At 41.0% G+C, this 14,076-nt stretch carries 13 protein-coding genes; 3 read left to right on the top strand and 10 right to left on the bottom strand.

Annotated elements, in window-relative coordinates; genetic code table 11:
- Window positions 1-27: 27 nt before the first annotated feature.
- Window positions 28-1,392: a FliI/YscN family ATPase gene (locus tag EHR01_RS00270; protein WP_135692483.1), complete on the top strand. Its 1,365-nt coding sequence runs from the start codon at window positions 28-30 to the stop codon at window positions 1,390-1,392.
- Window position 1,393: 1 nt separating this feature from the next.
- Here the strand turns inward: EHR01_RS00270 and EHR01_RS00265 are convergent, their stop codons facing one another.
- Window positions 1,394-4,447 carry a SpoIIE family protein phosphatase gene (locus EHR01_RS00265; RefSeq protein WP_244309926.1) on the bottom strand — a complete coding sequence of 1,018 codons (3,054 nt, stop codon included), beginning with the start codon at window positions 4,445-4,447 and terminating at the stop codon, window positions 1,394-1,396.
- A gap of 175 nt (window positions 4,448-4,622) precedes the next feature.
- Between EHR01_RS00265 and EHR01_RS00260 the strand changes: the two genes are divergently transcribed.
- Window positions 4,623-5,222, top strand: coding sequence for a flagellar export protein FliJ (locus tag EHR01_RS00260; RefSeq protein ID WP_135692481.1), 600 nt, complete (start codon window positions 4,623-4,625; stop codon window positions 5,220-5,222).
- Window positions 5,222-5,872, top strand: coding sequence for a periplasmic-type flagellar collar protein FlbB (locus EHR01_RS00255; RefSeq protein ID WP_135692480.1), 651 nt, complete (start codon window positions 5,222-5,224; stop codon window positions 5,870-5,872). Before EHR01_RS00260 ends, EHR01_RS00255 begins: the two co-directional genes overlap by 1 nt.
- Window positions 5,873-5,941: 69 nt before the next feature.
- Here the strand turns inward: EHR01_RS00255 and EHR01_RS00250 are convergent, their stop codons facing one another.
- From EHR01_RS00250 to flhF, 9 genes are all read right to left on the bottom strand, one after another.
- Window positions 5,942-6,511, bottom strand: coding sequence for a guanylate kinase (locus tag EHR01_RS00250; RefSeq protein ID WP_135692479.1), 570 nt, complete (start codon window positions 6,509-6,511; stop codon window positions 5,942-5,944).
- Complete coding sequence (locus EHR01_RS00245; protein ID WP_135692478.1) at window positions 6,508-6,792, bottom strand: DUF370 domain-containing protein; 285 nt, start codon at window positions 6,790-6,792, stop codon at window positions 6,508-6,510. The genes EHR01_RS00250 and EHR01_RS00245 overlap by 4 nt, the downstream gene beginning before the upstream one ends.
- 12 nt (window positions 6,793-6,804) lie before the next feature.
- Window positions 6,805-7,680: a hypothetical protein gene (locus EHR01_RS00240; protein ID WP_135692477.1), complete on the bottom strand. Its 876-nt coding sequence runs from the start codon at window positions 7,678-7,680 to the stop codon at window positions 6,805-6,807.
- A 47-nt stretch (window positions 7,681-7,727) separates the two neighbouring features.
- Window positions 7,728-8,018 (bottom strand): hypothetical protein, encoded by a 291-nt coding sequence (locus EHR01_RS00235; protein WP_135692476.1) that lies wholly within the window; start codon window positions 8,016-8,018, stop codon window positions 7,728-7,730.
- A gap of 11 nt (window positions 8,019-8,029) precedes the next feature.
- Entirely contained in the window at window positions 8,030-10,021 is a 1,992-nt protein-coding gene (locus EHR01_RS00230) for a FapA family protein (RefSeq protein ID WP_135692475.1), read from the bottom strand.
- 6 nt (window positions 10,022-10,027) lie between these two features.
- The gene (whiG, locus tag EHR01_RS00225; RefSeq protein WP_004785020.1) at window positions 10,028-10,828 is read right to left on the bottom strand and encodes an RNA polymerase sigma factor WhiG; all 801 of its coding nucleotides are present in this window, start codon (window positions 10,826-10,828) and stop codon (window positions 10,028-10,030) included.
- Window positions 10,829-10,930: 102 nt separating this feature from the next.
- The gene (locus tag EHR01_RS00220) at window positions 10,931-11,404 is read right to left on the bottom strand and encodes a hypothetical protein (protein WP_135692474.1); all 474 of its coding nucleotides are present in this window, start codon (window positions 11,402-11,404) and stop codon (window positions 10,931-10,933) included.
- Window positions 11,405-12,328, bottom strand: coding sequence for a MinD/ParA family protein (locus EHR01_RS00215; RefSeq protein ID WP_135692473.1), 924 nt, complete (start codon window positions 12,326-12,328; stop codon window positions 11,405-11,407).
- 34 nt (window positions 12,329-12,362) lie between these two features.
- Entirely contained in the window at window positions 12,363-13,694 is a 1,332-nt protein-coding gene (gene flhF / locus EHR01_RS00210) for a flagellar biosynthesis GTPase FlhF (protein ID WP_135692472.1), read from the bottom strand.
- Between the last annotated feature and the right edge of the window lie 382 nt (window positions 13,695-14,076).

The raw sequence follows: 14,076 nt of genomic DNA, 5'->3' as shown, positions 1-14,076 counted from the left end.
ACATGATTGGATGAGTGAAAAGCCCCCATGATCGAAAAGAAATTTACGGAACATATCGATGCCATTTCGAAATACCTGAATGTCGTCGAAAAAATTGAACCCATTCGCAAAAGTGGGGTCGTTGTATCCGTGGTGGGCAATGTCATTTATTCGCAAGGTCCCCCCGATTCCAAGGTTGGTGAGATTTTAGAAGTCGAACGTGGTTCGGACAAAGGATATCTCCCTTGCGTCCTTGTTGGATTTAAAGACCACCTTTACACCTTGATGCCGCTAGGTGATACGCAAGAAATTTTTCCTCATGCATTTGTATTTTCATCTGGAAGGCAAATCACTCTCAATGCTGGTCCTGAACTTTTAGGACGTGTGTTAAATGGTCTTGGCAAACCCATCGATAGCAAAGGAATCCTCATCACTAAAGAAGAAAGAGCATCGGAACCAAGATTCCTAAATCCATTGGATCGTCCCCCCATCACTGAAATTTTAGAAACAGGAGTCAGGGCCATTGACGGTATGCTCACTGTAGGCCGTGGGCAAAGGATTGGAATTTTTTCCGGTTCAGGTGTGGGTAAATCGAGTTTACTAGGGATGATCGCTCGTTATACGAATGCAGATGTAAACGTAGTGGCGTTGATTGGAGAAAGGGGTCGAGAGGTGAATGAGTTCTTACATGTAGAACTTGGAAAGGAAGCCCTCGCAAGATCCGTTGTTTTTGTTGCAACTTCAGATTCTTCTAAAATGGAACAAGTAAGTTGTGCTAACTTAGCATGTTCAGCCGCTGAATATTTTCGTGAAAAAGGAATGTCTGTCAATTTGTATATGGACTCTCTCACACGTTATGCGGAAGCACTCAGAGAACTTTCCATCGGAGAACCTGTTGTGACCAAAGGTTATGCATCCAGCGTATTTACCAAAATGGCAAAACTTGTAGAAAGGGCGGGGACATCGCATAACGGCGGCTCTATTACTGGTTTTTATACTGTTTTGACTGATGCAGAAGATGATATGGATGATATTGTCGCAGATAAAGTCCGTGGATTTATTGACGGACATATTGTACTCACACGTAAATTAGCAGAACAAAGTCATTATCCGGCCATTGATGTTCCTGCTTCATTATCTCGTCTTATGCAAAAGATTGTGAACGAAGACCATTACATGCGTTCTTCCATTGTTCGTGAACTCATCTCAAAATATAAAAATTCTGAAGATATCATTTTGCTCAATGCTTATGTCCGTGGAGCCGACGAAAAAGTGGACATGGCGATTGATAAAAAATCACAAATTGATGATTATTTAAGGCAAAGGATTGAGGAAAAATCGACTTACAACGATGCAACCAATCGACTGGCAAAAATTCTACAATCAACTATTCGCACAGAAGACGATTTTTAGATCATTCAATTTCCAAAATTACTAAAGTCACATCATCATCAGGAGAACGATTCCCGGTGAATTCTTTAATTCTTTCAAGTAACAAACGTTTGGATTCTGCAATCGGATAACCACTGTATCTTTGTACGATACTTTCCCAATTTTCCTGACCGATCATTTCTTTGTCTGCATTGGTCGCTTCTGTAATTCCATCTGTATACAAAACAATCCGATCTCCAGCTTTCAAAGAAAGACGATCTTCTTGGATGTCTAACTCGGGAATCCATCCAATCAGTTTTCCTTGGGGAAGACTGAGTTTCGGTTTAGACTCTCCTTTTCGATTGATGATGAGTGGAGGATGGCCACAACGAGCATGGACCATTTCTTTTGTTTCGAGATTGATGTAAATATAGGAAGCAGTGACAAAAGCTCCTTTCATTTTTCCAAGTAAGGTGGAATTGATTTGAGTCATTAGTCCGGCTGGTTCTCTTGATAACCTAACTTGTGTAGAAAAAGCAATCTTCAACATAGCTGAGATGAGAGCCGCTGGAATTCCATGTCCCGAAACGTCAGCAATCAAAACACCAAGTTCCGTATCGGAAATGGCATGAAAGTCAAAAAAATCTCCACCAACACTTTCCATTGGTTCATAATAGAATTCTGTTTTGATCCCAAGAATATTAGGCGCTTCTTCAGGTAAGATGGAACTTTGGAGTTTCCGAGCAAGGCCTAACTCATTTTGGAAGGCAATGAATTTGTTTTGTTCTTCTACTGCTTTTTTGAGAGTGATTAAGTTCTTGGCCCTAGAGATTAACTCCCGTTTGTCAAAAGGTTTTGCTAAATAATCATTACCACCAGCTTCCAAAGAAGCAATGATATCGGTAATCTGGTTTTTAGCAGTTAAAAATAAAATCGGGAGTTGGTATAATGAATACGACTCACGTAGAACCGTACAAACATCGTATCCACTCATACCAGGCATCATAATATCAAGTAACATCAGTTCAAATGGTCCGTCATCCCGAACCATCCGAATGGCATCTCCTCCATTCGAAGCCTCGTGTACATCACAACCAATGAGAGTTAGATGGTTCTTTAGAACTTGTCGATTGATAGGTTCATCATCCACAACGAGTACTTTGATTTTTTCACCATCGTATTCTTCAGTTGTTTCTTCAATCGGTTCAAATTCAGGAGACTCACCTCCAAACCATAAATCGGATTTATTTACGGGAGGTTTTTCCATTGGGATCTCCCCTTCCCTTGCCAAAGGAAGTGTAAACCGAAACACAGAACCTTCCCCTTCTACCGATTCAACCCAAATGGTTCCACCATGCAATTCTACTAGTCGTTTGGTAATGGCAAGACCAAGACCTGTGCCACCAAACTTCCGTGTGGTGGAAGCATCTCCTTGTTCGAAGGATTTAAATATATCTGCAAATTTTTGTTTTGGAATACCGATCCCTGTGTCTTTAATTGAAAGAACAAGCATCCTTTCCATAATTTCGGCAGATACATCAATCCTACCTTTTTCAGTAAATTTGATCGCATTCCCAATCAAATTAAATAGGATTTGTTGGAGTCTTGCCTCATCACCTAAAATCGGTGGGAAATCCATAGGCACATGATTGCGAACTGTGAGATTTTTTGTTACATAAAGTGGACGAGAAATCACAAGGACCAAATCACAAATTTGATGCAGGTCAATTGCCTTTAGATCCAAATCCAAATCTCTATTTTTCATTTTGGAAAAGTCCAAAATATCGTCCACAAGAGAAGACAATCGTTTCCCCGAACTCACGATCATCCCTAAATTCTGCCTTTGTTCTTGGTTGAGTTTCCCACCTATTCCATCAAACATTGATTCGGCGATTCCAATGATCCCATTGAGAGGTGTTTTTAGTTCATGTGATGTATTCGCAAGAAATTCATCTTTTAATTTATCTAAAACAAGAAGTCTTTTCGACAAAGATTCTACGTCGGAAAATGCACGACTAAACCTTCTAGATAAAGTAAGGGACTGCACCAGAATAAATACAAAAATTCCAATCGGGATTGCTTCAATCGTATAAACAACTTGGTAGGCATTGAGTAAGTCAATAAAGGCTGCAATTGCTACGGATATAATTCCAATGGCAAATAAAAGGCTACTTTCTTTTCGATTTATGACAGCCCGGAACACACCTTGTAATATTAAAAGGACCCCGGAAAGAAATACTATTTGAAAATAACCATTTAACTTTGTATATATGGGAGTGGGTAATACCAACAAAAAACTAATAAAAATTAAAGTAGGAATTAAGAGAATGCGGTCCATCAAACGTGGGTAATATTTGGGATAAAACTCACGAAAAAAGGCGAAAAAAAGATATGGTGATAAATAGAAGGTTAGATATTCAAGCCTGAGACAAAAATTCCAACTGATACAAGGTGATAATTCATTGAACCCAAATCTTTCTCCAGTAAACAAAGTTCTTAAGGATAATAAAAGGGCCGCAAAACCAAATAATAAATTTCCTTTATCGGAACGTCGAAAATAAAACAAACCGAAATGGTATAATGCAATAATAAACACTGCTCCCGCTAAAAATAAAGAAGATGCAAGGTCCTTTTCATTTGCTTTAAAAAGTTTATTCCATTCGCCAACATAAGGTGGCTCCCACATTCCGCCTTTGTCATGATGAAAATTAGAAATCTCCACCAAAAGTTCGTTAGGTCCTTCTTTCCAAGGTAATGGGTAAAACTGGAATTGATAGGAAGGTTCCGACTCTTCCGGATTTTTCGAAACCACTCCAGAAGAACCAAGGAGTTTTCCATTCCAATACACTCGGGAAGCGGTCGCCATATCCACAAGTTTGATCCCATACACTATGTCCGGACTAGTTCCTTCCGGTGGCTCTAAAACCAAACGGTAAGTTCCAAACCCATTCCCTGAACCAAGAGCGGAATTCCAAATCCCGGGAACCTGAAGTTTGAGATTTGTTTGGGGGAGTTCTTTTGATTCTGAAAGGAAAATATGAGGATAAAAATCCCATTCCCCTTCCAAATGAACTGGATTTCCCTGGCTTTTTTTCACAATCTCTGCCGGGGGAGATGCAACCAAAGGTCCAAAGCTAAGGCAGAAAAGAAAACAGGCCGAAGCCAAAAGATGTAAGTATTTATAGGACAATATTGCAAGTTTTACTCATTTTTTTAAAAATACGAGTAAAAAAGAGTACAAAAATTATTCAGAACCGAAGAAATAGACAGGTGTGAAACGATTTCGTTTTAGTTTGGAGACAGTCCTCAAATTGAGGGGTTGGCGGGAAGAAGAAGAAATCCGTCGGCTATCTTTTGTTGTCTCAAAACTCAATGCGCTCATAGGGGAAAAAGATTCCAATGAACGCGAAATTGAATCTTCCTACGAAGCGATCCTTGCCTCCTCCAAAGTGGGGACAAGTCTCTCTGATTATCTTTCCATCGAACAATACATCCAAGGTCTGATGCGTCGCAACGAAGAGTTGCAGGAACGAATCACAGCACAAAACGAAGAAGTGAATTTGGTTCGTAAAGATGTGATGGTGGCACGGATGAACAAAAAGGTAATCGAGGTATTAAAAGACAAACGATTTGCCGAATGGAAGAAAAAACGAAATCGAGCAGAACGAAGAGAAGTCGAAGAATTTAACCTGCAACTAAGCAAACAATCATTATTCGATTCGACAGAAAGTTTTGGACCTTCAAAATCTAAAAAAGTGCCAAGAACTTTCAAAATTCTGAACAGAGAGGATGGAGGTGACGAACTCACATCCGACTTCAAAACTCTTCGTGATTTTTATGAAAAATATTACCTAGGACAAGGCAAATCATAATGGCAAGTGTAACCGATAGCACAAGATCGTTTTTCTTAATCGTTCTCATTTTTTTCTTAATCGCCATTGGTTTTTTTGTATTCGATTACTTTCAAGTCATCAATGCAGAAGACTATTTACCTTTCTTAAAAAAACAAGCTGGCCTTGTGAACCAAGACCTTCTTTCTCCAACCGAACTTGAAAAATTGGAAATGGAAAAAGCAAAAGAAAGACTGATTGCTGACCGCGAAGAATTGGAACAAATGAAACGGGAGTTAGAAGAAAAATCTTCTTCCCTTCACGCTGACAAAGAACGTTTGGAAGAACTGAAAGAAGGAATCCAACGAAAAGAAAAAGAAATGGCGGATAAACAAAAAAAGGACAATGCACGTGCAGAAAAAGTAAAAGTCCTTGCCAACAAAGTTGCCAACATGCCACCAGAATCAGCTAGGGATATGTTGATCAATTGGCCTGATTATGACATCATCGAAGTGTTTGAACAAATGGACCGAGATGCGGAAGAAGAAGGAAGGCAAACCATTACTACCTACTTACTCACTTTATTTCCAGCAGAAAGAAGGTCTGTGATTTCCAACAAGTGGTTGGATGCGGGAGCCAAAAATGTTCCTAATTACGGTAAAAGTATTGATGAGGATAACGACGAACCTTAAAAAAGGTGTCTAAAATTTTGAAAGTTACATCTTTTGTTTGAAAAGAAATAACAATACCGAATCAGTTTTTTAGTTTTGTTTTTTGGTTCCAAACAAGATGGATTTGACGTCTCGAATGGCGTCTTCCAATCGATCATTCACAACCACATAATCAAAGTTTGGTGCTTCATCTAATTCCCGAATTCCATTTTCAATCCGTCGTTCGATACTTGTTTGGGAATCGGTTCCTCTACGGATCAAACGTTCAATCCAAATCTCACGACTCGGTGGTTCAATGAAGATGGTAACGGACTCAGGCCGAAGGGCTTTCACTGATTTGGCACCTTGAACATCCAAATCCAAAAGAGCAACACGATGGTCACGAATGGCCGCTAAAATCGGATCCTTTGGGGTTCCATAATAATTTCCATGAACTTCCGCCCATTCATAGAATTGGCCAGCTGCAATTCGTTTTTGAAATTCTTTGGTCGATAAAAAATAGTAAGATTGGCCTTCCACATCTCCTGGCCTTGGTTCCCTTGTGGTACAAGAAACAGAAAAATAGAAATCAGGAAATTCTTTGAGGAGAGCAGCAATGATGGTAGACTTTCCACCTCCAGCTACGGAAGAGATAATATACAAATTAGGACGAACGTTCAATCTTCTTGTTCCTCCTCTCCCTCACCGATATGGTTGTCACCTGATTCTAGTCTTTTGGACAAACTTTCGGGGCGAATGGCTGAGAGAAGGATATGGCCGGAGTCCAAAACAAGGACGGAACGGGTTTTTCTTCCACTCGTAGCATCGATGAGCCGACTTTCCGATTTTGCCTCAGAGCGCAATCGTTTGGCACCTGCCGAATCCGCCTGAAGGATCGTGAGAATTTTCGATACAAATACTACATTAGAAAAACCAACATTGAGTATCGGAAACGAAGACATGGAAACATACTTTTAGATTCTTCTAGATCGATCAAGTCGAATCGTTTCTATTAAATGAATTTCATGAATGCCGATATTCATGGCTTCTGAAATTTCATCATGTTTGTATCCCTTTTTGATCAGATGAACCACTTTATCAATCTTTGTTGCAGAGGAGGTGAGTTCTTCCAAAGCCGATTCAATCGAAAGATCCACTTTATCTAAATTCATTTTTTGATAAGAGGCAAAGGCTGGGTCATTTGCTTTTGATACTTCGTTTAAAAATTCTCTTTTTTTCTGACCTTGGGTGAGTTCGTTTCGAATTAAGTCTGTTGGTTTTTCTTCTGCAAATGGATTTCCACCTACCGTATAATTCATCTTAGGTTGGAACGTTGGGACTTCTAAATTATCTATTGCTTCTGCCGAAGGAGAATTCACAGCTTCCATTCCAAAAATTCCTTTGACTGCTTTCCCTAATTTTCCAAAGGCTTGGTTCACAGCCCCTTCTGTTGTTTCCACATCATCACTTGGAACGGGAATTTGGTTGGATTGGTAAATTTTTCCTATTCCTGTTCTTTGTTCTTTGATATCTAGAGTTGTTTCTTCTTCCAGTGTAGATTCAGGAACTAACTCTGATTTCATGGAAAGTCCCGTTGATTGGTAATGTTTGAATTCTTTTACCAATACCTCTCCCTTTTCCATCATAGAACGCAGAGCCACCATTTTGGATTCGATAACAGCAACGGTTGCATCCAGTTCACGGATGGTTTCTGCCGTGGCCATATCAATAGCGCGGTTTAGTTTTTTATCGTAATATTCCGAGACTGCTTTTTGAACTTTTGCAGAAATGAAGACATACATCATCCCACAAAATAGTAGATTGATTAAAACGAGAGAAAAGAGTTCCATGTCGCTCTCCTGCAGAACATTTCCAACAACATTCCAGAGTGAGTGCTTTAAGCTTTTAAATCAAAACGAGATCCCCTTTCCAAATTAGGACGATCATAAATGATTCCTTCTTTGGAATAAGCGTGAACCGAATTTTCTTTGTCTTGTTTCGGTTTCGCCGCTGAACCCTGGTTACCTGACTTTGCCTCAGGAACCGTTTGGGCTCTATTTTGGGTTTGGATCACAACCTTTTGCAATTCCACCACCTGGTTTTGGTGGGTAAAAGGATTCTCTGCCTGGGCCCTACGTGCAAAATCGTAGTGGTGGGCGATACTCGCGAAGTTTTCGTTTAGAATCATCGGGAACCCTCTTAATTCTTAGACTTACCACGCCCTCTCTTTTTTCTCCAGTCATTTTTCGTTTCGTCCGGATCTTCGTAAGGCGCACTACGGACCTGGGACTCTTCTTCGTAGAAAGTTTTGGCCTTGGTCTCGTGGCGGAGTTTGAACTCTGCGTTGCGGATGCGGATGGTGACTCCTGGGAAAATGGTCTTCTCGACCGAAATACGGCCATTAGCAGCCTGCTCGTCCATGTACTCGGTGAGGGTTTGGATGTCCTTTCCAGCCTCAGCGATCCGTTTCTCCAGCTTTTTGGTCCCAGCCTCTAATTTCTGCAAATGGGCGTCTTGTTCGGAAGTAAAACTGGCCGGGTCCGCTTCTTTTCTCGCTTTGAGAGTGCGCATGGTCTTTGTCAGCTGGTCCAACTTATCCTGGTTCTCGTTTCGTTTTTCTTCGTATTCCTGGATCTGCTTTAAGATCTTGGGGTTGTTCCCCACAATGAGGTCAGTCTGCGGATTGGCTTGGGATCCGATGATTTTGGCAGAGATCAGTTGGGCTGCTTGGATGGTTCCTCCCACAATCTGGCCACGTTTTCCTTTACAGGAGATTTTCCCCCCTGCCATCAAATGAGAATGTAAAATTCCTTCTTGGACAATGATGTCTTTTTCTGTGATGCAAGTAGCGTTCTGGATGAATTTCGCAACAATGTTTCCGCCTGTGGATTCCACTCTTGCTTCTTCTCTTCCCGTTACCCCTTGGCGCACAATGATATCACCATCGGCTTCGACGATGGCTTTTTGGACCGTTCCATAAATTTCAATATTCCCGGCCGCTTTGACAGAATAGTTATCTTCCACGTTACCTGTGATGATGATAGAACCAAGGAAGGTAACATTTCCAGTACGAACTCCCACGTCTCCATTGATTCGGTAAACAGTTTCCACAGAAAGCCGGCCGGCAGCATATAACACCTGTCCGTTGACCTCTGCAGTGAGACGCATTTTGTCTTCCGACAAGATGGTTCCTTTTCCTTGTTTGAGTTCGGTATCCAAACCATCTTTGGCAGGTAAAACCATTCCAAATAAATTACGACCAAACTTCCCTTTTTCTGCAGGAAGCTTTTCGGCTAACAATTGTCCCACGACAACGTTTTCAATCATATCTAAATCTTTGTAATCGACTCGACCTGATTGATCTTCCTTGAAGTTGATTTTCTTTTCTGTGCGAACATAGTATTTGATTTCCGCATTTTTACCATTTACAGGAAAATCACCTTCAGCCCCAATGAAAGGTTTGTTCACAACATCTTCATCTAGATTTTTACGAATTTCATCTTCTTTCAGTCCAAACGCAACTCCCATTCCTTTGAGAGCCGCAACAATGTCAGAGACTTCTAAATCACGTCCACCAGGCCTTGGTGGAAACACAGTTACAAAAGCTCGCATATTTTCTTGAGCGATTTCTACGTTGCAACTGGAATCGTTTCCGGCCTTTGGTTTTTGATTGGAGATAAGAGCAGGTTCCCCTTTTTTTTCTTTCAGGATTTTATTGATCAATGTTTGGTCAACACCGGCAATTCCACGAAAGGAAAGTCTTTTGGAAACATCTGCTATTGTCATTTCCAGCCCTTCCCCAGTAGGAGGATAAACCGTTAAAAATACGCCAGTTCTATATATTTTTACTGTGACTCGACCATCTTTATTTTTAGGGGTCACAAGTTCTTTTAAGTCTTTGGATACTAATTTCCCACTACCACCCGTTAGATGTTCATCAAGTAGACTTAATTCATCTAATAATAAATCATCAGGAATGATGGAGGCTCGGATATGATATGGTTCAGAAAAGAAAAGGGATTTTTTTCCTCTTTTTAAAACTGTATAATCAATTTCGTGAACCTTACGACCCAAGTGCTGCGATGCAATTGCTAGACACTCTTCGATGGTATCAGCAATGACTTCTACTTGTTCTTTTTCCTTACGGTCGAACTCTTTCAGTTCCTCTGTAAGAAATTCAGAGAGAGACATATCTGTTTACCTTTTCTGGATCGCGGATTTTACTTTGGAGAGTTTGCTACGAAGCCTTGCGACTGCTTTTGTATGAAGTTGGGAAATTCTTGATTCCGTAACTTCTAAAACCTCACCGATTTCTTTGAGAGTGAGGTCTTCATAATAATAGAGTACAATGACTTTCTTTTCTTTTTCCGGAAGTGATTGAATGGCTTCTACAATTACGTTTTTGATTTCTTCTTTTTCGATGATATTGTCCGGGTTCATATTCATCGGAGACTCGAGAGTTTCCATAAAGGAAACTTCATCGTTCTCATCACCGAGAAACCAAATATCATTGAGAGATACAAGAGAGGTTCCAGAAAGTTTTGCTAGGAGAGAATTGTATTCTTCCATGGAGACGCCGAGTTCTTTTGCGATCTCTTCATCATCCACTTTTTTGCCTTCCTTGTTTTCAAGCATGGCAATGATGTTTTCTAGTTGTTTTGCTTTTTGACGAATGGAACGAGGGATCCAATCCACACTTCGGAGTTCGTCAAAGATGGACCCACGGATACGGGTCATCGCATAAGTTTTGAATTTAATTTCTCTGGAAGGGTCAAATTTTTCAATGGCATCTAACAGACCAAAGACGCCATAACTGACGAGGTCTTCAAACTCAACATTTTGAGGCATACCAATGGCAATTCGCCCTGCCACGTGTTTGACGAGAGGTGAATATTTTTCAACAAGGTAACTTCGGATCTCCGCATCCTTAGTGACACGGTATTTTTTCCAAAGATCTGTCTCATCAAACTGATTGTATTTGTCTAGCAATCTTGACATAGGGAACCGAAGTACGGAATCTCTTTACTTTATAGAAAAAATCGTAAAGAAGAGGAAATTACAAGAGGATTTTTTCTTATGTCCTCTAAAAACAGTAATTTTTCAACCCTCTTGGGTATCATCCTTCGCCATCATGGTGCGAATGGCCTCCGCCATGAGTTTTGGCTCGTTTTTGATCGCAATTTTGTCCACGATGATGTGATCTCCGAATTTTCCAGACTTGGCCATTGCAAGTTTTGCATCCATAGCCGCATCCCCAACCTGTTGGACTCCAAAGTCATCTGAGCCCATCGATTCAGAACGAGAAGATTCGATCCCACCATGCTCGTGGTCTAGGTCATCTGAGTGGCTTTCCCCACCAAATCCTCCTATGGAGAAGGCAGAAAGGAACTCTAAAAATTCAGGGACTTTCTTTTGTAAGATGCTGAAAACTCCAAATCCCAAACCACCAAAGGCAAACGTGGAGATAAGAGAGACAAAGAAGATATAACCGAGACGATTCCCGACAAGAAACCCACAAACAGAACTGATGATGGCTCCGAGAATCGCAAATCCCAGTACAAATCCGATGAGCACTTAGTTGTCTTCCTCCATCTTCTCATCCATTTCCTTTTCTTTGAAATCAACAAAGCTAAAGAATTTTTTGAAGAACCCTGTGAGTCCTTCTTCATCGGAAAACCCACCTTCGGTTTGTAAGAGGGTGTGAGTGACTCGTGTCAGACAAGCTGCTGCTTTAGAGCGAGGAGCTCCGATAATGAATGGTTTTTGTTCCCGGATCGATTTTTCTACTTCTTCATCTTGGAAGATAAATCCCAAGTTTTCCACTTGCACTTCTAAAAATTGACCAGAGATATCAATGACACGGTCGGCAACTTTTTTCCCTTCTATCGCAGAACGAACCCGGTTGACGATGATTTTTAGATTTTTGTCTTTGGATTGGGAAACAATGGATTTGATCAGGCCATAAGAATCGGTAATGGAAGTTGGCTCTGGGGTTGTGACCACAACCACTTCGTCTGCCGGCATCACAAGCCCAATCACATTGGCAGAAATTCCAGCACCAGTGTCAATGATCATGACATCGTAACGATCGAGCTCTGCAAATCCTTTGATTAAATTGTTTCTTTGTGTTTCGTTGAGATTGGCAAGTTGAGAATACCCAGAGGCACCAGCAATGATGTCTACCCCTTCTGGAGTGGAGATGACAATGTCTTTTAAAGACTTATGGCCTTTCACCACATGGTATAAATTGTATTTAGGAATGATGCCAAGTAGGACGTTTACGTTCGCAAGACCCAAGTCACCATCAAAAATTAAAACTTTGAGTCCTGTCTTTGCGATTGAGATGGCGAGGTTAACAGAGACAGTGCTCTTTCCCACACCACCTTTTCCAGATGCCACCGCAATGATTTTGGTTTTTTTCACTGTGTCCTGGGGTTGAACAAGTTTTAATCCAGCACCAGATTCAGTGAGCTTTCTAAGATTTGCAGCTTGGTCCATCGTTACCCCTAGGTCTTAAGGATAACGAAGCTGGTTACACGGTCTTTTCGAAGACCTCCCCCGCTATCCCTTTCAATTTTTCCGGAAAAATCACACATTCGGCAAGAAGTTTTTTCGAGGCATTTAGGATATCAAAAGGAACATCCTGGCCCACACTTAAAAATGCGAATTCCCTGTGAATAGTATCGGCCAATTCCACTACAGAACCTAAAAATTCTGCTTCATCCAGCTTAGTTAATAAAATTCTTTTATACCCGACCGATTCGTAGGCATTCGCTACTGCAAGCGCATTGTCTTTTGAGACAGTAGAGGAAAGCACTAAGACTGTTTCGATATAATCCTTTTCCCCAAAAACTTGGTAGAATTCCTGAAGTTTTTCTAGGTTTTCAGACTTCCTGTGGGAATAACCAGCTGTGTCGACAAGGATCAGTTCCGATCCATCGCGGACAATGGTCTCCTTCCATTTACGTAAATCTTTGGCTGCATAAAACGGAAGTCCCATTGCATCTGCATAAAACTTAAGTTGGTCGATGGCAGCAATCCGATAGTTGTCAGTCGTATACAGGGAAACTTTTTTACCCATGTGCAAACTGTACTTTGCTGCCAGTTTTGCAATGGATGTTGTTTTCCCTGATCCAGTCGGTCCTACAAAAAATATCACCTTTCGTTTCCCACGAGGGGTCCCACTAAACAAATCAGAGTCGATTTGGATTCTTTCCTCTAGATAGGTCACAGCCTTTTCAGTCACGTTCGCATAACGAGTGAGATCCACAGCAGATAACCTACGTTCTAAAGCTACCGCCATTTCATCTAAAAAATTGGAAGACATCCCTTCATTTAACAGACGATCAATGAGTCTTTGGATATGAGGGTGTCTTTCCGGTGGTCTTGGTTTCGATGGGGTCGCCACCTCAAGTATAGAATCTTTTGCTTCCGAAATGGATAAACCAACTGGTCTTTCTTCTTCCGCTTCAATTTCGTAAACAGGAGGATTTTGTCTACGACGGCGCTCAGAAAAAGGACGGACGGCATCGATATTTTTTTTGCGAAGATGGAGATTCCCAGCAGAAGATTGGTTCGATCCAATTCCAACAAGACTTGATTCAGGAAGGGATTCTGTTTTCTGCTTTTGTTTGATCAGTTCTTTGAGATCCTTTAACTTACGTTCAATTCTCTCTTTGGAATTTTGTTTTTCGGGAACACCTACATCAATTTCGTACATCCGTTGGGCCATAAGCCCTGTACCAAAAAGCCCACCTTCTGTGATCACCCTTTGGTCATAGAGATGTGCCTCTGGACCGTATTTCATTTTCATCTGCATGATGCAGTCTTGTAAGTCTTTGCCTCGGATTTTTACAAAATCCATAGAATATCCCCCGAACCTGGGAAAAATATGAAGAGTACCCTCCTTTTGAAAAGCCTTTTTTATGAGACATAATAAATTCAGCGAACCCAGGTTTGGGTATGGTGACCGCAGCGAATGGAACTTTGAAGCCGGGAACTTGTTTTCGGTGCGAAGGATGGATGAGGTTTGAAAATAGTAGGAAAAAGTTGGAAAGGGTAAGTGAGTTTCGAAAGAAAGGGAGGGAAAAGGGAAAGTAACTTTCTTTGGAGAGTGGGTTTCAAAGGAAAATGGTTTTAAAGGGGGGCGGGTTTTCCTGGTGCATAAGTTTGAATTTTCTTTTGGAGGAAAGCAACGAAGGGAAGTCGATTCCCTATTGGCTTTTTAGTGAGGCACTTTCTTTTGA

It is taken from the genome of Leptospira mtsangambouensis, assembly GCF_004770475.1.
Classification (GTDB): Bacteria; Spirochaetota; Leptospiria; order Leptospirales; family Leptospiraceae; genus Leptospira_A; species Leptospira_A mtsangambouensis.
The sequence above is the reverse complement of the archived record's forward strand: the minus strand, read 5'-3'. Positions and strand labels throughout refer to the sequence as shown.

Excerpts from the sequence above, each read along its gene's own strand:
- whiG (WP_004785020.1), bottom strand. The coding sequence starts at position 10,828 with ATGTCAAGATTGCTAGACAAATACAATCAGTTTGATGAGACAGATCTT.
- EHR01_RS00255 (WP_135692480.1), top strand. The coding sequence starts at position 5,222 with ATGGCAAGTGTAACCGATAGCACAAGATCGTTTTTCTTAATCGTTCTC.
- EHR01_RS00270 (WP_135692483.1), top strand. The coding sequence starts at position 28 with ATGATCGAAAAGAAATTTACGGAACATATCGATGCCATTTCGAAATAC.
- EHR01_RS00215 (WP_135692473.1), bottom strand. The coding sequence starts at position 12,328 with ATGGACCAAGCTGCAAATCTTAGAAAGCTCACTGAATCTGGTGCTGGA.
- EHR01_RS00245 (WP_135692478.1), bottom strand. The coding sequence starts at position 6,792 with ATGTCTTCGTTTCCGATACTCAATGTTGGTTTTTCTAATGTAGTATTT.
- EHR01_RS00235 (WP_135692476.1), bottom strand. The coding sequence starts at position 8,018 with ATGATTCTAAACGAAAACTTCGCGAGTATCGCCCACCACTACGATTTT.
- flhF (WP_135692472.1), bottom strand. The coding sequence starts at position 13,694 with ATGGATTTTGTAAAAATCCGAGGCAAAGACTTACAAGACTGCATCATG.
- EHR01_RS00230 (WP_135692475.1), bottom strand. The coding sequence starts at position 10,021 with ATGTCTCTCTCTGAATTTCTTACAGAGGAACTGAAAGAGTTCGACCGT.
- EHR01_RS00240 (WP_135692477.1), bottom strand. The coding sequence starts at position 7,680 with ATGGAACTCTTTTCTCTCGTTTTAATCAATCTACTATTTTGTGGGATG.